Source organism: Luteimonas yanweni, from assembly GCF_039548475.1.
Taxonomy (GTDB): Bacteria; Pseudomonadota; Gammaproteobacteria; order Xanthomonadales; family Xanthomonadaceae; genus Luteimonas.
The window spans coordinates 372,349-393,072 of sequence record NZ_JBCLVC010000014.1; the positions used below are offsets into that span (position 1 = coordinate 372,349).

Annotated in this window: 14 protein-coding genes and 1 tRNA gene; 10 read left to right on the forward strand and 5 right to left on the reverse strand. The window is 71.6% G+C overall.

Going from position 1 to position 20,724, the window contains the following annotated elements:
• Positions 1-65 precede the first annotated feature (65 nt).
• The 5 genes from tolB to queC all read left to right on the forward strand — a co-directional run bounded on the left by tolB (position 66) and on the right by queC (position 4,404).
• Positions 66-1,406 (forward strand): Tol-Pal system beta propeller repeat protein TolB, encoded by a 1,341-nt coding sequence (tolB, locus tag WCE39_RS11870; protein WP_343276879.1) that lies wholly within the window; start codon positions 66-68, stop codon positions 1,404-1,406.
• A gap of 65 nt (positions 1,407-1,471) precedes the next feature.
• A complete protein-coding gene (gene pal, locus WCE39_RS11875; RefSeq protein WP_343276880.1) occupies positions 1,472-1,984 on the forward strand; it encodes a peptidoglycan-associated lipoprotein Pal in 513 nt (170 codons plus the stop codon).
• 93 nt (positions 1,985-2,077) lie between these two features.
• Complete coding sequence (gene ybgF, locus WCE39_RS11880) at positions 2,078-2,920, forward strand: tol-pal system protein YbgF (protein WP_343276881.1); 843 nt, start codon at positions 2,078-2,080, stop codon at positions 2,918-2,920.
• A 61-nt stretch (positions 2,921-2,981) separates the two neighbouring features.
• Complete coding sequence (gene queE / locus WCE39_RS11885; RefSeq protein WP_343276882.1) at positions 2,982-3,668, forward strand: 7-carboxy-7-deazaguanine synthase QueE; 687 nt, start codon at positions 2,982-2,984, stop codon at positions 3,666-3,668.
• A 67-nt stretch (positions 3,669-3,735) separates the two neighbouring features.
• A complete protein-coding gene (queC, locus tag WCE39_RS11890) occupies positions 3,736-4,404 on the forward strand; it encodes a 7-cyano-7-deazaguanine synthase QueC (protein WP_343276883.1) in 669 nt (222 codons plus the stop codon).
• On the opposite strand, the gene WCE39_RS11895 is transcribed toward queC, so the two are convergent.
• Entirely contained in the window at positions 4,392-4,937 is a 546-nt protein-coding gene (locus tag WCE39_RS11895) for a group III truncated hemoglobin (RefSeq protein ID WP_343276884.1), read from the reverse strand. The two genes, queC and WCE39_RS11895, sit on opposite strands and share 13 nt — an antisense overlap.
• Before the next feature lie 92 nt (positions 4,938-5,029).
• Here WCE39_RS11895 and WCE39_RS11900 point away from each other — a divergent pair.
• Positions 5,030-5,105: transfer RNA gene (locus WCE39_RS11900), tRNA-Lys, on the forward strand.
• 112 nt (positions 5,106-5,217) lie between these two features.
• Here WCE39_RS11900 and recQ read toward each other — a convergent pair.
• Both recQ and WCE39_RS11910 read right to left on the reverse strand, forming a co-directional pair.
• Complete coding sequence (recQ, locus tag WCE39_RS11905; RefSeq protein WP_343276885.1) at positions 5,218-7,053, reverse strand: DNA helicase RecQ; 1,836 nt, start codon at positions 7,051-7,053, stop codon at positions 5,218-5,220.
• 106 nt (positions 7,054-7,159) lie between these two features.
• Positions 7,160-7,741, reverse strand: a complete 582-nt coding sequence (locus WCE39_RS11910) for a Dps family protein (RefSeq protein ID WP_343276886.1) — start codon at positions 7,739-7,741, stop codon at positions 7,160-7,162.
• Positions 7,742-7,822: 81 nt separating this feature from the next.
• On the opposite strand from WCE39_RS11910, the gene WCE39_RS11915 reads away from it, so the two are divergent.
• Positions 7,823-12,106, forward strand: a complete 4,284-nt coding sequence (locus WCE39_RS11915) for a DUF3418 domain-containing protein (RefSeq protein ID WP_343276887.1) — start codon at positions 7,823-7,825, stop codon at positions 12,104-12,106.
• Here WCE39_RS11915 and WCE39_RS11920 read toward each other — a convergent pair.
• Positions 12,099-12,578: a hypothetical protein gene (locus WCE39_RS11920; protein ID WP_343276888.1), complete on the reverse strand. Its 480-nt coding sequence runs from the start codon at positions 12,576-12,578 to the stop codon at positions 12,099-12,101. The genes WCE39_RS11915 and WCE39_RS11920 overlap by 8 nt on opposite strands.
• Before the next feature lie 68 nt (positions 12,579-12,646).
• Here WCE39_RS11920 and WCE39_RS11925 point away from each other — a divergent pair, with 68 nt between their 5' ends.
• Both WCE39_RS11925 and WCE39_RS11930 read left to right on the forward strand, forming a co-directional pair.
• Complete coding sequence (locus WCE39_RS11925) at positions 12,647-14,815, forward strand: RelA/SpoT family protein (protein ID WP_452299590.1); 2,169 nt, start codon at positions 12,647-12,649, stop codon at positions 14,813-14,815.
• Positions 14,816-14,853: 38 nt separating this feature from the next.
• Entirely contained in the window at positions 14,854-16,074 is a 1,221-nt protein-coding gene (locus WCE39_RS11930) for a hypothetical protein (protein WP_343276889.1), read from the forward strand.
• A gap of 9 nt (positions 16,075-16,083) precedes the next feature.
• Here WCE39_RS11930 and WCE39_RS11935 read toward each other — a convergent pair whose 3' ends face one another.
• Positions 16,084-18,177 carry a glycosyltransferase gene (locus WCE39_RS11935; protein WP_343276890.1) on the reverse strand — a complete coding sequence of 698 codons (2,094 nt, stop codon included), beginning with the start codon at positions 18,175-18,177 and terminating at the stop codon, positions 16,084-16,086.
• Positions 18,178-18,322: 145 nt separating this feature from the next.
• Here WCE39_RS11935 and mrcB point away from each other — a divergent pair, with 145 nt between their 5' ends.
• A complete protein-coding gene (gene mrcB / locus WCE39_RS11940; protein WP_343276891.1) occupies positions 18,323-20,707 on the forward strand; it encodes a penicillin-binding protein 1B in 2,385 nt (794 codons plus the stop codon).
• Positions 20,708-20,724: the final 17 nt, after the last annotated feature.

Consider the following 20,724-nt stretch of genomic DNA (forward strand, 5'->3'; position numbering starts at 1 on the left):
TCATCCTTGTGAGCGCCTTCACGCCCATCCTGTCACTGTCTGAAAGTCCACACCCGGAGCCCGGTATGACCCGAATCCAACGCCGGCTGGCGACCACGCATGCGTGGTTTATCGCCTGCCTTGCACTCCTCCTGCCGTTCGCCGCCTTCGCGCAGCAGGGCGGCCTCGAGATCGACATCGTCGGCGGCAACGCGCAGGCGCTGCCGATCGCGGTGGTTCCGATGCCCTACCTCGGCGCCGGCGCGGCTCCGGACACCGACGTCGCGCGCGTGGTGCGCGAGGACCTCGCGCGCTCCGGGCAGTTCCGGGGCCTGCCCGAGCAGGACATGGTGGACCGGCCCACGCGCGGCGGCGAAGTCGACTACGCCACCTGGCGCTCGCTCAAGCAGGACTTCCTGGTGGTTGGCCGCGTGGTCGATGCCGGCGGCGGCGCCTACCGGGTCGAGTACGAACTGTTCGACGTGGCCAAGCAGGAGCGCCTGCTCGGCGTGGCCATGACCGGCCGCGCCAACGCCATGCGCGACGTCGGCCACCAGATCGCCGACGCCATCTACGAGAAGATCCTCGGCGTGCGCGGCGCCTTCTGGACGCGCATCGCGTACGTGACATCCACCGGCACCGGCGAGAACATCAACTACGCGCTGATGGTCGCCGACGCGGACGGCTACAACCCGCAGGTGGTTGTGCGCTCGACCGAGCCGCTGATGTCGCCGGACTGGAGTCCGGACGGCCGCAAGCTGGCCTACGTCTCGTTCGAGCACAACAGCAACTCGGCCATCTACATCCAGGACCTCGGCACCGGCGCCCGCGAGCGGGTGGCAAGCTTCCGCGGGATCAACAGCTCGCCGGCGTTCTCGCCGGATGGCCGCAAACTCGCCTTGACCCTGTCGCGGAGCGGCAGCCCCGAGATCTACGTGATGGACCTCGGCAGCAAGGCGCTGACGCAGCTGACCAGCCAGATCGGCATCGACACGGAGCCGACCTGGAGCGCCGACGGACGCAGCATCTATTTCACGTCCGATCGTGGCGGCAGGCCGCAGGTCTACCAGGTGCCTGCCACGGGTGGCAGCGCAACCCGCGCCACGTTCCAGGGCAACTACAACGCCAGCCCGACGGTCTCGTTCGACGACAAGAAGATCGCCGTGGCGCAGGGTTCAGGAAACGTATACCGTATTGCACTGCTGGACCGCAGCCTCGGTACGCCGCGCTGGTCCACGCTGTCGCCGGGGTCGCTCGATGAATCGCCGAGCTTCGCCCCGAACGCCAGCATGGTGCTCTACGCGGGCAGGGAAGGCACCAGGGGAGTCCTGTATGCCGTTTCCTCCGATGGCCGCGTCCGCCAGCGGCTGGTCCTTGCCGACGGCAACGTCCGCGAGCCGGCGTGGGGACCGTACCGCGAGCGATAACGCTCCGTGCACGGCCGATACAGCAATGTGAATTGACAGCCCATCTGCAGAAGGATCGACGAGAGATGAACACCCCTACCCGCGTACTGCTCACGGCCCTGCTCTGCACGGCCGCCGTTGCCTGCTCCAAGAAAGTGAAGGAAGAAGCTCCGGTCGACACCACGCCGACCACCCCGACCACCACGCAGCCGGCCACCGCCGCGGGCGCCTACGGCCCCGAGGACCTGGATACCGACGCCTGCCTGCGCCAGCGCACGATCTATTTCGACTTCGACCAGGAGTCGGTGCGTCCGGAGTTCCAGGCCGCGATGGCATGCCACGCCAAGTACCTGCGCGACCGTCCCTCGGCGCGCGTCACCCTCGAAGGCCATGCCGACGAGCGTGGCAGCCGCGACTACAACCTCGGCCTCGGCGAGCGCCGCGGCAATGGCGTGTCGTCCGCGCTGCAGGCCAACGGCGGTTCCGCCGGCCAGCAGACGGTGACCAGCTACGGCGAAGAGCGCCCGACCTGCACCGCCTCGAGCGAGGATTGCTGGGCGCAGAACCGTCGGGTGGAGATCACCTACACCGCCCGCTGATCGGCGGCACGGCAATACCACGTCGGCAGCTGGCGGGAACCCCGCCAGCTGCCGATTGTCTTTCATGGAGTCCGAACAGCAGATGCAAACGCCATGACACGCAGCCATTTCCTGACCAGCTTCGCCCTTGTCGCCGCCGTGTCGGCAGCGCTGGCGGCACCCCCGGCCGCCGCGCAGCGCGCCAGCCTTGGCGAGCGCGTAGCGGCGCTCGAGTCCCAGGCCGCCAACAACCAGGGCAACATCGACCTGCTCAACCAGATCACCGCGATGCGCAGCGAACTGCGCGCGCTGCGTGGCCAGGTCGAGGAACTGCAGCAGCAGAACCAGGCGCTCGAGACCGCGCTGCGCAACCAGTACCTCGACGTCGACGACCGCCTGAACCGGCTGGAAGGCGGCGTGCCGGCGGAGGCCGGTGCCGCGGCGCCGGCCGCGCCGGCCAGCAGCGCACCCGCTGCCGCGGGTGCGGCAGCTGCGCGCGCGCCGGCCAAGGTGCCGGCCGAGAGCGCCCCGGTGGTGTTCGGCGACGCAGGCCTGCTCGCCAACGCCGCCGACGAGCGCAGCGCCTATGAAACCGCCTTCGCCGCGCTGCGTGCGGGCGACTACCAACAGTCGGCCAGCCTGTTCAACGAGTTCCTGCGCCTGTACCCGACCGGTTCGTACGCGCCCAACGCCACGTACTGGCTGGGCGAGAGCTACTACGTCACCCAGGACTATGCGCGCGCGCAGACGCAGTTCGAGGGCATCCTCCAGCGCTGGCCGACCCACGACAAGGCGCCCGGCTCGCTGCTGAAGATCGGCCTGTCACAGTACGGACAGCGCGACCTGGTCGCCGCGGAGGCCACCTTGGCCCGCGTCACCGAGCAATACCCCGGCACCGACGCGGCGCGCACCGCCGACGACCGGCTGCGCTCGATCCAGCTCAACAGCCTGCGCTGAAGCCACGCAGCGGCACGCCCGGACGCCGGGCGGCGCCGGGCCGCGCGTTACAATGAAGGCCATGGACACCCCCTCCGCCGAGCCCGGCGCCGCCATTGCCGCGGCTCCCGACCGGCTCCGCATCACCGAGATTTTCCTGTCGCTGCAGGGCGAAGCGCGAGACGCCGGCTGGCCGACCGTGTTCGTGCGCCTGACCGGCTGCCCCCTGCGCTGCACCTATTGCGACACCGCCTATGCCTTCCACGGCGGCCAGTGGCATGACGTGGACGCCATCCTGGCCGAAGTCGCCGGCCACGGCGTGCGCCATGTGTGCGTGACCGGGGGCGAGCCGTTGGCGCAGAAGCGCTGCATCGGCCTGCTGCGGCGGCTGTGCGATGCCGGCTACATCGTGTCGCTGGAAACCTCGGGCGCACTGGACATCCGCGAGGTCGATCCCCGCGTGTCGCGGATACTCGACATCAAGACCCCGGGTTCGGGGGAGGATGCGCGCAACCTGTGGTCGAACGTCGAACTGCTGACGCCGCATGACCAGGTCAAGTTCGTCATCTGCAGCCGCGCCGACTACGAGTGGGCGCGGGAAGCGATGGCGCGGCATGCGCTCGACGCGCGCTGCGACGTGCTGTTCTCCCCCAGCAAGTCCGAGCTGGATGCGCGACAGCTCGCCGACTGGATCGTCGCAGACCGCCTGCCGGTCCGCTTCCAGATGCAGCTGCACAAGCTGCTCTGGAACGACGAGCCGGGGCGGTGACGCAAGCACCGGGGCAGTACCACGCAGCACGCCCGCGTCTCGGCACGGAAACATTGGAGTCCACCTTTTGAACAACGCAGTCGTACTGGTCTCAGGCGGCATGGATTCCGCGGTCGTCCTGGCGCTGGCCCGCGAGCAGGGTTTCGCGGTGCATGCGCTGAGCGTGGCCTACGGCCAACGCCACACCTCCGAGCTCGAAGCCGCCGCCGCACTCGCGACGAGCCAGGGCGCGCTGTCGCACAAGGTGGTCAGCGTCGACCTGCGCGCGATCGGCGGCTCGGCGCTGACCGCCGACATCGAGGTGCCCGAGGCCGGCAGCGCCGGGATCCCGGTCACCTACGTGCCGGCGCGCAACACCATCATGCTGTCGATCGCGCTGGGCTGGGCCGAAGTGCTGGGGGCGGCGGACATCTTCTGCGGGGTGAACGCCGTGGATTACTCGGGCTATCCCGACTGCCGGCCCGAATTCATCGACGCCTTCGAACGCCTGGCCAACCTGGCGACCCAGGCTGGCGTGGACGGGGCGGGCATCCGCGTGCACGCGCCGCTGCAGCACCTGTCCAAGGGCGACATCGTGCGCGAAGGACTGCGCCTGGGCGTGGACTTCTCGAAGACAGTCTCGTGCTATCGCGCAGACGACGGCGGACGCGCCTGCGGGCATTGCGATGCCTGCGTGCTGCGAGCCGAGGGCTTCACGGCCGCAGGGGCCCGGGACACCACGCGTTACGTGGGCTGAGGATCCGGGTCCGGATCCCTGTCCCTGTCCCTGTCCGTGTCCGTGTCCGTGTCCGGGCCTGCGTCCCCGGTGCCTCCGGCGCCGCCGCGACGGTGCAGGCAGGCGGGCTCGTCGCTTGCGCGTCGCAGCCGGCGCAGCGGGTCGATCTCGAGGCCGATGCGCAACGAGCGGCCGATGCGCCGGGCGGCATCGAAGACGTGGCGGGCCTGTTCCCTGGGCAACACCTCGCGGGCGGTACGGTCCCAGAGCGCCAGCCAGCGGGCGAAATGCTGGTCGTCGAGTCCCAGCGGCCGGTGCGCCGCCATTGGATTGCCGCGGTAGCTGCCGGCGCGCAGCAGCACCGAACACCAGAAGCGGACCAGGGTGTCGAGATGCTCGTCCCAGTCGTCCACTGCAACCTCGAACACCGGGCCCAGCAGCCAGTCGGCGCGCGCACGCGCGTAGAACCCGTGGACCAGGCGGGCGATGCCGGCAGGGTCGGGGATATGCGCGGCCGTACCGGCAGGGTGCGCATGCGGAGCATTGGAAGCCATGCCCACAGTATCGGCCGGCGCGCCTGCACCGCGCCTTGATCGGGATCAGGCGCTGCGGGCATCGGGACGGCATGACATAATCCGCCCCCTCCGGGCCGTTAGCTCAGTCGGTAGAGCATCGGACTTTTAATCCGCTGGTCGATGGTTCGAATCCATCACGGCCCACCAGCTGCTTCCATGCCCGGCGAACCCGGCGAAGGATGCCGCGCCGCGGGTTCCGAGGCTTGACCCGGCGGACCCCGCCACGCCGAAGCCTGCCTCGACCGCCTGCGCGCAGGGCTCATGCCGCCTCGGCCTCGGACACCACGTCCAGCACTTCGTCGCCGTAGCGCTCGATCTTGCCGGCGCCGATGCCGCCGATCAGCGCCAGGTCGCCCGGCGTGCGCGGGCGCAGGCGGGCGATCTCGCGCAGCGTGGCGTCGTGGAAGATCACGTAGGGCGGCACCTCCTGTTCGCGGGCCAGGCGCGTTCGCATCGCGCGCAGGGATTCGAACAGTGGCTGGTCGGCGCGCGCCACCTCCACCACCGGACGCGCCGCGCGGGCCTCGCCGCCGCGGCCGCGCCCGCGAGCCGGGCGCGGAGCCTCCTTGCGCAGCAGCACCTCGCGGCGGCCCTGCAGGACCTCGCGGCTGTCCGCGGTCAGGCGCAGGCCGTCGTAGCCTTCGGTGTCGACCTCGAGCAGGCCCGCAGCCACCAATTGCCGGAACACGCCGCGCCAGGCGCGCGCGTCGAGATCGGCGCCGATGCCATAGGTGCTCAGCGCATCGTGACCGAACTGCCGCACGCGCTCGGATTCGGAGCCCCTGAGCACGTCGATCAGGTGCGCCGCGCCAAAGCGCTGCCCGGTGCGGTAGACGCAGGACAGGGCTTTCTGCGCGGCGACCGTGGCGTCCCAGGTCTCGGGCGGCGACAGGCAGTTGTCACAGTTGCCACAGGGCTCGCCGGGTCCCTTGGCCGCGTAGTCCTCGCCGAAGCAGGACAGCAGCACCTGGCGGCGGCAGCGGGTGGATTCGCAGTAGCCGACCAGGGCGTCGAGCTTGCGGTGCTCAAGGCGCTTGCGGTCGTCGCCGGACTCGGACTGGTCGATCATCTGCCGCAGAAGGACCACGTCGCCCAGGCCATGGCACATCCAGGCTTCGGCCGGATCGCCGTCGCGGCCGGCACGGCCGGTCTCCTGGTAGTAGCCCTCGATAGATTTGGGCAGGTCCATGTGCGCGACGAAGCGCACGTCGGGCTTGTCGATGCCCATGCCGAAGGCGATCGTCGCCACCACCACCACGCCGTCCTCGAGCAGGAAGCGGCGCTGGTTGGCGGCGCGCACCCGGGCGTCCAGACCCGCGTGGTAGGGCAGGGCGTCGACGCCGGCTTCGACCAGCATGGCCGCGGTCTTCTCGACCTTGTTGCGCGACAGGCAGTAGACGATGCCGGCCTCGCCGCGATGCCCGCCGATGAAGTCCTGCAGCTGGCGGTTGCCGTTGTCCTTGTGGACGACGGTGTAGCGGATGTTCGGGCGGTCGAAGGAGCTTGTGAAGCGCCTGGCGCCTTCCAGCTGCAGCCGCTCGGCGATTTCGCGCTGGGTGGGCGGATCGGCGGTAGCGGTCAGCGCGACGCGCGGTACCTGCGGCCAGCGCTCGTGGAGCACGGTCAGTTCGCGGTACTCGCGGCGGAAGTCGTGGCCCCACTGCGAGACGCAATGGGCCTCGTCGATCGCGAACAGGCCGATCCGGGCGCCATCCAGCAGCGACATGAAGCGCGGCGTCAGCAGCCGCTCAGGGGCGACGTACAGCAGGTCCAGCGTGCCCTCGCGCAGCTCGCGCTCGATGGCGGCGGCTTCGGCGCCATCCAGGGTCGAGTTGAGATAGGCCGCGTTGACGCCGAGCTGGCGCAGGGCCTCCACCTGGTCCTGCATCAGCGCGATCAGGGGCGAGATCACGATCGCGGTGCCCTCGCGCAGCAGCGCCGGCACCTGGTAGCACAGCGACTTGCCGCCGCCGGTGGGCATCAACACCAGGGCATCGCCGCCGCCTGCGACGTGTTCAATGATCGCGGCCTGCTCGCCGCGGAAGGTCTCGTGGCCGAAGGTGTCGCGCAGGATCCGGTGTGCAGCGTCTTTCATGCGCCAAGGATACCGGGCCGGGGTCTCAGGGCCGGGAACGCGAACGCCCGACACGGGGTCGGACGTTGCGGGGCGGACGCGCCGGGAAAACCCGCCGGCGCAGGCGCTACTGGAGGAGCGAACGCAGCATCCAGGCGTTCTTTTCGTGCACCTGCAGGCGCTGGGTGAGCAGGTCCACCGTGGGGTCGTCGCCGGCATCGTCGGCGTGGGCCAGGGCACGGCGCGCGGTGCGGCAGACCGACTCGTTGCCGTCGACCAGCTGGCGCACCATTTCACGCCAGTCGGGCGCCTGGGTCAGGCCCGGCTCTTCGGCAATAGTCGAGAGCCTGATGAATTCGGCGTACGAACCCGGCGCGTTGTAGCCCAGGGCGCGGATGCGCTCGGCGGTCTCGTCCAGCGCGTTCCACTGCTCGGTGTACTGGTCCATGAACATCGCATGCAGCGAGTTGAACATCGGCCCGGTCACGTTCCAGTGGAAATTGTGGGTCTTCAGGTACAGCGTGAAGCTGTCGGACAGGAACTGGGCGAGATCCTGCGAGATCGTCTTGCGATCCCTGTCCGCGATCCCGATATCAACGCCTGGTGCCACCGATCCCGCCGCCGGCGACGCAGTGGGCGATGCCTTGCGCGTGGCGCTGCGCTTGGTGGTCTTTGTCTTTTCCTTGGTCTTTTCCTTGGTCTTGGCCATCACTGTGTCCTTGGTTGATAGCGCGCGACAATGTGCGCGACAGGAAGAGGGAATGAAGCGGCCTGGAACTGTGGATCGTGAATGAGTGAATTGGAGTCTAGTCCCGTGGAAGCAAGCCCGGCGTCAACGCGCGCGGGGCGGAAAGCCGTGGATGGCGCACTGACGCGTGATCGTGGCCGGCTGCTGGGCCTGTGGCGGCGTTGGGACCAGGCCCGTGGCGACGAGGCCCGCCGCAAGGCGTTCCAGGATGCGCTCGCGCGCTCGCTCGCGCAGCGCGAAGCACGTGCCGCGAACCTGCCTCGCGCCGAAGTCGACCCGTCGCTGCCGATTGCCGGCGAAGCCGAGCGCATCGTCGAACTCCTGCGCACGCACCAGGTCGTGGTGGTGGCCGGCGAGACCGGCTCCGGCAAGACCACGCAATTGCCGAAACTGTGCCTGGCGGCCGGTCGCGGCGCGGCCGGAATGATCGGCTGCACCCAGCCGCGGCGCATCGCCGCACGGGCGGTGGCGCGCCGGGTGGCCGAGGAACTGCAGGTGCCGCTGGGGGGCGCGGTGGGCTACCAGGTCCGCTTCACCGAGAACGTCGGCGAGCAGACCGCGGTCAAGTTCATGACCGACGGCATTCTGCTGGCCGAAATCCAGTCCGACCGCTGGCTGTCGCGCTACGACACCCTGATCATCGACGAGGCCCACGAACGCAGCCTCAACATCGACTTCCTGCTGGGCTACCTGAAGCGGTTGCTGCCGCGCCGCCCGGATCTCAAGCTGCTGGTGACCTCGGCGACCATCGATACCGCGCGCTTCGCCGCGCATTTCGGCGATGCACCGGTGGTCGACGTCGAGGGCCGCGGCTATCCGGTGGACCTGCGCTACCTGCCGCTGGACGGGGGCCTGTATTCGCCGGCTGCGGCCGCAACCGCGACCGCGAAGCCGCGCGGCGGCGACCGCGAAGCGGCCGAGGCGGGATCACGCGGCATGTCCGTGACCGAGGGCATCGTCGCCGCCTGCGACGAGATCGTGCGCGGCGGGCAGGGCATGGGCGGCGACATCCTGGTCTTCCTGCCCGGCGAGCGCGAGATCCGCGACGCGCACCGCGCCCTGGAAGGCCGAAAGTACCGTCACACCGAGGTGCTGCCGCTGTACGCGCGGCTGTCGGTGCGCGACCAGGACCGGGTGTTCAACCCCGGTTCGCAGCGTCGCATCGTGCTGGCGACCAACGTCGCCGAGACCTCGCTGACGGTGCCGCGGATCCACTACGTGGTCGATCCGGGCCTGGCGCGCGTGAAGCGCTACAGCCCGCGGCAGAAGCTCGACCGCCTGCACATCGAACCCATCAGCCAGGCCAGCGCAAACCAGCGTGCCGGCCGCTGTGGGCGCATCGCGCCGGGCACCTGTTACCGCCTGTATGACGAGGCGGATTTTGCCGCGCGGCCGCGGTTCACCGACCCCGAAATCCACCGCGCGGCGCTGGCCGGCGTGATCCTGCGGATGCTGTCGCTGGGCCTGGGCGCGATCGAAGGCCGTGTCCCGGCTTCGCCGGGACGCGCATCCGGGCGACCCCGGGACGGGGACGCCCGGATCATCGAAGATTTCCCGTTCCTGGAACCGCCCGATGCGCGCGCCATTGCCGACGGCTGGCAGCAGCTCGCCGAGCTCGGCGCGGTGGACGCTGCGCGCAGCCTGACCGCACAGGGCAAGGTGATGGCCAGGCTGCCGGTGGACGTGAAGCTGGGGCGCATGCTGGTGGCCGCCAATGAGCACCGCTGCCTGCGCGAGATGCTGGTGATCGCCGCCTTCCTCGGCATCCAGGACCCGCGCGAACGCCCGTCCGACCAGCGCGCCGCGGCCGATGCCGCGCACGCCGCGTTCCAGGATCCGAAGTCCGAGTTCGTCGCCATCCTGCGCCTGTGGGAGGCGTATCGCGTGGCCCACGAGGACCTGACCCAATCGCAGCTGCGCAAGTGGTGCGAGCGCAACTTCCTCGGCTTCCTGCGCATGCGCGAGTGGCGCGAGCTGCATCGGCAGCTGAAGCTGCAGTGCGCGGACCTGGGCTGGCAGGAAGAGGAGCGCGCTGGCGATGCGCTGTTCGCCACCACGGCCGATGGAGCGCGTGCGGGCGGGAGCGATGCTGTCCCCGGCCAGCGCGGCCGTCGCCGGCGTCGCCGCGGCAAGCACCCGGGCCCAGCGCCCGGTTCACTGTCGGCGTCTGCGGAGGCGTCGACGCAGCGGAGGACGCAGGAGGCCGATCCCGCGCTTTCCGGAGAGGCCGCCGCGCGGGATCTGTATGTCCGCCTGCACCGCGCGCTGCTCGCGGGGCTGCCGACCCAGGTCGGGCATGCACCCCCGGCAACCGACAAGCGGCGGCAGGTTGCCTACGAAGGCCCGCGCGGGCGTCGTTTCCAGCTGTTCCCGGGCTCGACCCTGGCCTCGCGCCCGCCGCCGTGGTTGCTCACCGCCACCCTGCTCGACACCGAGAAGGTGTGGGCGCTGACCAATGCCGCGATCGAGCCCGAATGGATCGAGGCCGAGCTCACGCACCTGCTCTCGCGCCGCCACTTCGATCCGCGCTGGTCGCGCAAGCAGGGCCGCGTGATCGGCAGCGAACAGGTCGGCCTGTTCGGCCTGGTGCTGGTGGCGGCACGGGCGTTCCACTATGGCGGCCAGTACCCGGAGGAGTCGCGCGAGCTGTTCCTGCGCGATGGCCTGGTCGCCGGCGAGATCAACCTGCGCGCCGACTTCGTCGCCCGCAACCGGCGCACGCTTGCACAGGCCGAGGAGGAAGAGGCCAAGCAGCGCCGCACCGGCCTGGTGGTCGACGATGACTGGATGCTGCGCTGGTACCGCGACCGGATTCCCGGCGAGATCATCAGCGCGCAGGCGCTCGACGCCTGGTTCGCAAAGCTGCCGAAGGAACAGCGCCGCGCCCTGCAGTGGACCCGCGATGACCTGCTGGTCGCCGACGGCAGCGATGCCGAGCGTTTCCCGGCGTACTTCGCGATCGGCGATGCGCGCCTGGCCGTGCACTACCGCTTCGAGCCCGGCGCGCCGGACGACGGCATGACCGTGGTCGTGCCGCTGCACCTGCTCAACGCGCTGGATGCGCCGCGGCTGGGCTGGCTGGCGCCCGGCTTCGTGCAGGAAAAGGCCACGGCGCTGCTGCGCGGCCTGCCCAAGGCGCTGCGCCGCAACTTCGTGCCGGCGCCGGACTTCGCCCGTGCCTTCGCCGAGGCGCATGGAACGGCCGATGCCGCCACCGACAGCATCACCGGCGCCCTGGCGCGGTTCCTCAGGCGGCTGACGGGCGTCGAGATCGCCGCCACCGATTTCGATGCCGAGGCGCTGGAGCCTTACCTGCGCGCCAACCTGCGGCTGCTCGATGCCGACGGCCGCCGCGTGCTGGCGGAGTCCCGCGACCTGGACGAGCTGCGCGCGCGCTTCGGCGCGCATGCGGCTGACGCCTTTGCCGCGCATGCCTCGGAAGGGCTTGCGCGCGAGACCCTGACCACATTCCCGGACACCGCGATTCCGGTTTCGGTCCCCGGTGCCGGCGGCGTGCCGGCCTACCCGGCGCTGCACGACGCCGGCGACAGCGCGTCGCTTGAAGTCCACGCCGACCGTGCCGAGGCCGAACGCCGGCATCCCGAAGGCGTGCGCCGGCTGCTTGCGATCGCCATGGCCGACCGCGTCAGACAGGCGCGCAAGCAGTTGCCGGCCCAGCCGAAGACCGGCCTGCTGTACGCCGCGATCGAATCCGCCGCGCCGCGCGCGTCAGGCGACGGCCGTCCGGCGGACACGCTGCGCGCGGACCTGGTCGACGGTGCGTTTGCCGCGCTGACCGCGGACGGCCTCGGCGACATCCGCGATCCTGCGGCGTTCGAAGCCCGCAGCGCCGAACTCGGCAAGGCCCTGTTCCCGGAGGCCATGCGCCGCCTGCAGCAGGCCGAGAAGATCCTCGCCCTGGTGGCCGAAGTGCGGGCCGCGCTGGACGGCAAGCTCATGGGCTGGGCGCGCGCCAACCTCGACGACATGCAGGCGCAGCTCGCGGCGCTGGTGCCGCCGGGCTTCCTGCGCGACGTGCCGGCGACAGCGCTTGCCGAGTACCCGCGCTATCTCAAGGCGCTGGCGACGCGCGCCGGTCGGGCGCTGAACGATCCGGTGCGCGACCAGCAGCGCATGCTCGAGCTCAAGCCCTTCGCCGATGCCCTGGAGTGGGCCCGCGCGTCCGGGGTCGCCGACGCGCCGGGTTGGCAGGCGCTGCGCTGGGACCTGGAAGAACTGCGCGTGCAGCTGTTCGCGCAGGAGCTCGGGGCCCGCGGCGGCGTTTCGCCGAAGAAGCTGGCCGCCCGCCTCGCGGTGCTTACTTGATCCGTTCGACCTTGGCGCGCGTGTTGGAGCCCTCGACCGCCATGTACCAGGCATTGCCGACGACGCTCGGCGTGATCCGCACTTCGGGGTCGACCCGGCGCGTCCCGGGCAGGGTGGCGGAATCGATCTGGCGCCAGACCTGGCCATTGTCGAGCGTGTATTCGCGGCCGCGGCCGAAGCCGCGGAACTCGCCGCTGATCCGGCCGGTTACCGGCTCGCTGGAGCCGAAGCTGAAGAAGCCGCGGTTCTCGTCCTCGACCCGCTTGCGGGCCGTGGTCGCGGCCTTCTCGGTCTCGTCCTCGATGGTGCGGTCGAGCCAGGCGTTGAGCCGCGAAAGTTCTTCCGCACTGAGCTTGTCGAGGCCGGTGGCGGCGAACTCGGCGGGCGTCATCTGCGTTTCGATGCCCTGCTGGGCAAGCGCCGGAGCGGCGACGAAGAGCAGGGCGGCAAGGACGAAGCTGCGTACCGGCATGGCGTCTGTTCCCGAGGGCGAGGTCGGGCTAGTGTAGACCGTCGCATTTGAGTGGACTCCAGCCTGCCGTGGCCGACATCGTCGACATCGAGGCGCTCCTGGCGCTGCCTGCGCTGAGGACGCTGCCCGCCGCGGTGGCGGCGCGGCTGCGCGCGGCGGCCGACGGCGGTCCCGCCTCCTGCACCGACCCCGCGGGCGTGCTCGAGGACACGCTGCAGGCGCTGGCCCTGCTCGATGCCGACGACGAGGTCATGGCGGCGGCCATCCTGCATGTGGTGCCCGACTGGGCCGCGCGCCACGAAGCGGCGTCCGGCAGTGGACCAGGCTCGGCCATCCCCGCGCTGCTCGAAGGCCAGGCCGCGGCCGGCCAGGTCTGGACCCTGCACGCCGAGCAGGGCGCCGGGCGCAGCCACGAAGGCCTGCGCCGGTTGCTGCTGGCGATCGTGCGCGACCTGCGCGTGGTGCCGATCCTGCTGGCGCGGCAGCTAGCGCGGATGCGCGCCGCCACCGCGCTGCCCGATGAGGCGCGGACGGCGCTGGCGCGGCTCACGCGCGACATCCACGCCCCGCTGGCCAACCGCCTGGGCATCTGGCAGCTGAAGTGGGAGCTGGAGGACCTCGCCTTCCGCCACCTGGAGCCCGACACCTACCGCCGCATCGCCAAGCTGCTCGACGACACCCGCGCCGGGCGCGAACGCTATATCGCCGAGGTCACGCGCAACCTTGGCGATGCGCTGGCCGCGGCGGGCATCCATGGCGACATCGCCGGCCGCCCGAAGCACATCTACAGCATCTGGAAGAAGATGCAGAAGAAGGACGTGCCAATCGGCGAGCTCTACGACCTGCGCGCCGTGCGCGTGCTGGTCGACGACGTGCAGGCCTGCTACGCCGCGCTTGGCGCGGTGCACGCGCTGTGGGCGCCGGTGCCCGGCGAGTTCGACGACTACATCGCGCGGCCGAAGAACAACGATTACCGCTCGCTGCATACCGCCGTGGTCGGCCCCGGCGGCAAGACCCTTGAAGTGCAGATCCGCACCCGCGAGATGCACGAGCAGGCCGAACGCGGCATGGCCGCGCACTGGCGCTACAAGGAATCGGGCGGCTCGAAGCGCTCGGCCGCCGGCGAAGCAGCGGTCAACCGCAAGATCGAGTGGATGCGCAACCTGCTCGAGGCCACCGCGGACACCGGCGACGGCGCGCTGGCCGGCGCCTTCGACACCGAGCTGGTCGAGGACAGGATCTACGCCCTGACCCCCAGGGGCGAGGTGATCGACCTGCCGCGCGGGGCGACGCCGTTGGACTTCGCGTACCGCGTGCACACCGAGGTCGGCCACCGCTGCCGCGGCGCCAAGGTCGACGGCCGCATCGTGCCGCTGGACCACGTGCTGCACTCGGGCGACCGCGTCGAGATCCTTACCGGCAAGGTGTCCGAGCCGCGCCGCGACTGGCTGATGGCCACCAACGGCTTCCTGGCCAGCGCGCGATCGCGGGAGAAGGTGCGCTCCTGGTTCCACCGCCTGGACCGGGCGCGCAACCTGGCCGACGGCCGTGAACTGCTGGAGCGCGAGCTCAAGCGCGTGGGCCTGGCGCAGGCCGACCTGGGGCCGGTGCTGAAGCGCTTCAACGTCGACAGCGTCGACGATCTCCACGTCCATATCGCGCTGGGCGATGTCGGCCCGCACCAGGTCGCACGTGCGGTGGCGGAGCACGAGCGCAGCCGGAACGAAGACGCCGAGGCCGAAGGCAGCGGCGTGATCGCACTGCGGGCGCCCCGCCGCATGCGCCGCGGCGGGGGGCAGGACTTCACCGTGGTCGGCGTCGACAACCTGCTGGCCCAGGTCGCGCGCTGCTGCCAGCCGCTGCCCGGTGAAGCGGTGGCCGGCTATCTCACGCGGGCCCGCGGCGTGAGCGTGCACCGCGCGGACTGTGCGGCATTCGCGCGGCTGGCGGCGAAGGAGCCGCAGCGCGTGTTGCCGGTGGAGTGGGGCGGGACCGGTGGCGGCCACGAGGCCGCGGTCACCCTGGATGCCGTGGACCGCAAGCACCTGCTCAAGGACGTGACCAACCTGATCGCGCAGGAAGACGCGCACGTGCTGTCCATCGATGGCGGCGCGTCGCGCGGGCAGGGCCGCGTCCAGCTGCGGCTGGCATTGCGGGTGGCCGACTTCGGACAGCTCTCGCGCCTGCTGGGCCGGCTCGAGGCGTTGCCGGGCGTGGAGCGTGCGCATCGCGCCTGAGCGCAACGCGTTCATGTCCGGCCGACTATGCTTCGCGCGTGAATCAGCACCGGCAGGCCGACCCGTTTCCAGAACCGCCCGATGCCGGCACCATCGCGCGTTGGCTGGCCGCGCTCCCCGAGCGCCTGGGCATGTGGCGCCACTGGCGCTGGTGGCTGATCGGTTCGATGCTCGCGGTGGTGGCGCTGGCGGTGCTGCACGCGCCGATCGGCGCCCTGCTGTGGCCGCAGACGCGCGCCCAGGCCCTGCACGATGAGGCCGAACAGGCGCTGGCCAGGGGCCTGCTGACCGCCGACGACGGGCGCGGCGCGCGTGAACTCTTCGAGGCCGCGCTGGCGATGGATCCCGACCGCGGCGCGGCGCGCCAGGGTCTGGCGCGGGTGGCGATCGCCGCGCTCGCGCAGGCCCGCACGGCGCTGGCCGAGGACCGGTTCGATGACGCCCACCGGGAGCTGGCCCTGGCGCGCGCCCTGTCGGTTCCGCGCGCCGACGCCGACGCACTGGCCGAGGCCCTGCGCCTGCGCGAGGCCGAGCATGCCGGCGTCGACGGCCTGTTCGCGCACGCCACGCAGGTGCACGCACAGGGACGCCTGGACGCCGGCAGCGGAAGTGCGCTGCCGCTGTACGCGCGCGTGCTGGCGCTGCAGCCGGGGCACGCAGGTGCGCTGCGCGGGCGCGAGGACGCCCTGGCCGAGCTGCTCGCACAGGCCCGCGAATCGCTGCGCGCCGGAGACGTCGACGAGGCCGTGCGGCTGGTAGGGACGGTGCGCGAATACGATCCCGTCCACGTCGACCTGGCCGATACCCAGGCGCGCCTGATGGAGGAGACGGGGCTCGACGGCGAGGGGATCGCGCGCGTGCTGGCCGGCGAAGCGCGGCCAGCGCGTCGCACGGACGCGGCAGTCCCGGACGACGCGCTCGACCCGGCCTCGCCAAGCGCGGTGGAGGCGGACATGCAAGGGCTTCCCGAGGCCCGCGACTGCCATGCGCGCGCGCTGCGCGGCAACGCCCTCCGCCGTGCCGGCGAGTGCCTGGATGCGCGTGCAGCACTTGGGGACGATCCCGGCGACCTGGCCGCGGCCCGGCGGCAGCTCGCCGAGCGCTGGCTGGCGGTGGGCGACGAGCGCCTCGGTGCCGGCGAGATCGCGCTTGCGCGCAGCGCGCTGGCCGCCGCGCGCAAGGTCGACCCGGCGGTGCCGGGCCTGGCCGACTTCGAGCTGCGGGTGCGCGCCGCCGCCGCCGCGCTCAGGTTCGACTGAGCGCGCGCGTCAGCCGAAGAACACCCGGCGCACGACCTCGCGCGCCGCGTCCGCGGAAAAATGCCGCGCGACGTTGTCAAGACCGTTGGCGGCGAGTCGCTCCCAGAGGTCCCGGTCGCAGTACGCCTGGACCACCGCGTCCGCGAAGGTGCCTGCGTCGTCGGCCACCAGCACGTCGCGGCCGTCGGCCAGGTGCATGCCCTCGACCGCGCAGGTCGTCGCCACCACCGGCTGGCCGTGGGCCATGCTCAGGTTGACCTTGCCCTTGACGCCGGCGCCGTAGCGCAGCGGCGCAAGCGCCAGCCGGCAGCCGTCCATGTACGGGGTGATGTCGGGCACGTGGCCGTGCACGGTGACCCGCGGCGCGTCGGCCAGTGCGGCGATCTCGGGCGGCACGTCGCCGCCGATGCAGTGGAAGCGGACGTCGGGCAGCCGCTCGCGTACCCGCGGCAGGGCCTCGGCCACGAACCAGCGCACGGCATCGACGTTGGGCGGATGCCGGAAGCCGCCCACGAACACCAGGTCGCGGCGCCGGTCGAAGGGCAGGCCGGGGCCGGCCACGCTGTGCAGGTTGGACAGCACCTCCACGCGCGCATCGGGTGCGTCGACCACAAGCACCTCGCGCTCGGCGGCGCTGACCACCAGCGTGGTGTCCGCCGCCGCGATCACCGCCAGTTCCTGGCGGCGTGTGCGCGTGGCGGCCTGCGCCAGGCGCGCGTCGCCGGTGACCTCGGCGCTGCGCGCCTCGCGCAGGTAGTGCAGGTCGATGCTGTCGAACACCACGCGCGCGGCCGGCGCATGGCGGCGCAGCAGCGGCAGGAATTCGCTGGCCACGTAGTGGCGGCAGACCACCACCACGTCGAAGCGCGGTCCGTGCTCGGCCAGCCACGCCGGCGCGCGGGCGGCATGCGGCGCGCACCAGGCCTCGACGCCGAGAGCGCGCAGGGCGTCGGTGTACGCGCCGTCGTAGCGGCGGTTCGCGGGAAGGAACACCACGTGCGCGCCTTCCTCGCGCAGCAGTCGCATCAGATTGACCATGCGCAGCGAGCCGGAGTCGCGATCCGGCTGCGGTGTCAGCGCGTCGATCACCAGCACCTGGCGCTGGCCGCGGTGGAGGGTCGCGGGAGTCGGCTCCTGGCGCGCGTCGAAGCCGGCCAGTGCCTCGCGGCGGTGGGCCAGGAACACGGCCTGGTTGCGCACCTGGCCTGCCTTGGCGCCGGACGCGGTGTCGGTGCCCGAGGTCGCGCCTTCGTCATGCACCACGCGCGCGGCCGGCTGGTACAGCACGCGGCGGCCCGCGGCACGCACCGCGAAGGCGAGGTCGGTGTCTTCGTAGTACGCCGGCACGTAGCGGGTATCGAAGCCGCCGAGGTCCAGGAACAGCTGCCGCGGGATGGCGATCGCCGCGCCGCTGGCGTAGTCCACGTCGCGGACGTAGGCGTAACGCGGATCGGCCGGGTCGCCGAAGCGGCCGTAATTCCAGGCGCTGCCGTCGGCGAAGACCACGCCGCCGGCTTCCTGCAGGCGGCCGTCCGGATACAGCAGCTGGGCGCCGACGAGGCCGGCGCCGGGGTGTGTGTCGAAGGTCGCCAGCAGTGCGTCCAGCCAGCCCGGCTGCGGCACGGTGTCGTTGTTGAGCAGCACCAGTACGTCGCCGCGGGCGAGCGCGGCGCCGTCGTTGCAGGCCGCGATGAAGCCACCGTTGCCGGCGCGGCGGTGATAGCGCAGGCCGTCGATCCGCGGCAGCAGGTCCGGGCTCTCGTCGTTGGATCCGTCATCGACCACGATCACTTCGAACGCGGCCGCGGGCGGATGCGCCGCCAGCGCGCGCAGGCAGGCCAGGGTGTGCGCGAACTGGCCGTAGACCGGGATCACGATGCTCGCGACGGGCCGGTCGCTGGTGGCCAGCGCGAAGGGCGCGAACGGCGTCGCGGCCGGCAGGTACAGGCGGTCGCGCAGCGCCTGCGGTGGCGGCAGCAGCTGCGCTCGCAGCCGCTCCCAGCTGGAGCGCAGGCCGCGGGTGCGCAGGCTCAGCAGTCCGCGATGGGCGAGGCCGGCGGCACGCGCGAGCAGGAAGCGCGCGTCGGCGATCGTGTAGGGCATCCAGCGACAACTCCGGCTGAAGGGGGAAGGGGGCGGCCGGGGGACCGCAACGGGTGCTGGGCTAGACTCCGCACGAATCCGTGCATTCTCGCACTCCGCAACGCGCCGCACCCCGGCGTCCCGCACCCACGGCCGCCGAGTCCACATGGCACGCATCGATTACGACGAAGACGACCACGACGACGATGGCAGCCCGCGCCGCGACTGGCGCCGCACGCTGCTGACCTGGGCGCTGGCCGCCGTCGGCCTCTGCCTGGGCTTCCTGGTGCCCTACATGCTGTACCTGAACAACCAGGTCGGCGAGCGCTTCGGCCAGCTGCAGTGGCAGGAGCCCACCCGGGTCTACGGGCGGCCGCTTGCGCTGGCCAAGGGAACCGCGATGAACGCGGACACCCTGAAGCTCGAGCTCGACGCCGCCGGTTACCGCGAAGGCGACGGTGCCCGTCCGGGTACCTACGTCGATGACGAGGGCCGCTGGACCATCGCCAGCCGCGGCTTCACCGACGTCGACCGCGCGGTGGCGCCGAGCCGCGTCGAAGTGCGCCTGGCCAAGGGCCAGGTGGCCGCGATCCGCGACCTCGTCGGCGAGCGCGAGGCCGAGGCCGTGCGCCTGGACCCGGCGCGCATCGCGACCCTGTACGGAAAGCAGCAGGCCGAGCGCCGGCTGATCCGGGTGGAGGACGTGCCGCAGGAACTCACCGACGCGTTGCAGGCGGTGGAGGATCGTGACTTCGCCCACCACCACGGCATCGACATCCGCGGCATCGCACGCGCGGCCTGGGTCAACCTGAAGGCCGGCGAGGCGCGGCAGGGCGCGAGCACGCTGACCCAGCAGCTGGCGCGCAGCGGACTGCTGGGCATCGGCCGCGAGCAGACCTGGAGCCGCAAGTTCAACGAGGTCCTGTACGCGCTGATCATCGAGGCGCGCTACGACAAGGGCCGGATCCTCGAGGCCTACCTCAACCAGGTCTATCTCGGGCAGCGCGGCAACCAGGCCATCCGCGGCGTGGCCGCCGGCGCCGAGTACTGGTTCGGGCGCCGGCTCGACGACCTGTCGACCGAGCACGTCGCGCTGATGGTCGGAATCATCCGCGGCCCCTCGCACTACGACCCGCGCCGGCAGCCCGAGCGCGCCAGGGTGCGTCGCGACTTCGTGCTCGGCGAGATGCTCGAGACCGGGCTCATCGACCAGGCCGAGCACGACCGCGCCGTGGCCGCGCCGCTGGGCGTGACCACGGCGCCGGGCAGCATCGCCGCCAACCGCTTCCCGCCCTATGTCGACCTGGTCCGGCGCCACCTGGCCAGCGACTACTCGGCCGACGAGCTGCAGGGCGCGGGGCTGACGGTCATGACCAGCATGTCGCCCTCGGCACAGGCCTATGCCGAAGGCGCCGTGGTCGGCACGCTCAAGGCGCTCGCCAGCAAGGGCCGGCCGGCGCTCGAAGCCGGCGTGGTGGTGACCGACGTGCACAGCGGCGAGGTGGTGGCCGTGGTCGGCAGCCGCGACGTCGACACGCCCGGCTTCAATCGCGCGGTCGAAGCGCAGCGGCCGGTGGGCTCGCTGCTCAAGCCCTTCGTCTACCTGCTGGCGCTGGCGCTGCCCGACCGCTGGTCGCTGGCGACCTGGGTCGACGATTCCCCGGTCACCGTCACCCTGCAGAACGGCAAGCGCTGGACGCCCGGGAATTCCGACGGCAAGAGCCACGGCAGCGTGCGCCTGATCGATGCCCTGGGGCGTTCGTACAACCAGGCGACGGTGCGCGTTGGCATGGCCGTGCGCCCCGAGCGCCTGGCGCACATCATCAAGCAGCTGGCCGGTATCGACGCGGTCGCGAACCCGGCGCTGATCCTGGGTTCGGTGGACCAGAGCCCGTATGCGATGGCGCAGCTGTACCAGTTCCTCGCCTCCGACGGCGAGATCCAGCCGCTGTACACCGTGCGCGGCGTGCTCGACCCGGACGGCCGCGTGCTCAAGCGCTACGACAAGGCGCCGCCGCAGCCCGATGACGGCGACCGCACCGCCGCGCGCCTGGTCACCCTGGCGCTGCAGCACGCCGTGGCCTCGGGCACCGGTCGCCGGCTGGTCAACGACGGCCTGGGGCACCTGGACATCGCCGGCAAGACCGGGACCAGCAATGACGGCCGCGACAGCTGGTTCGCCGGCTGGACCGGCGACCATCTGGGCGTGGTCTGGGTCGGCAACGACCAGAACGAACAGACCGGCCTGTACGGCGCCACCGGCGCGATGCGGGTGTGGTCGGCGATGTTCAAGCAGCTCCCCACCGCGCCGCTGCGCGTCGGCGGGAAGGGCCTGGAATGGAGCTGGGTCGTGGCCGGCAACAGCACCGACGCCGGCTGCCCCGGCGCGCGCCGCTACGCCTTCGCCGAAGGCTTCGCGCCGCCCTGGCAGCCCTGCGTGCGCGAGCCGCCGCCCGAGGAACAGTCCAGCGGCGGCTGGCGCGACTGGTTCGGCATCGGCCGCGGCGACGATCCCGCGACCGCACCGCAGCCCGCCGAACAGCCCCGATGACCGCGTCCGGCAGGCAG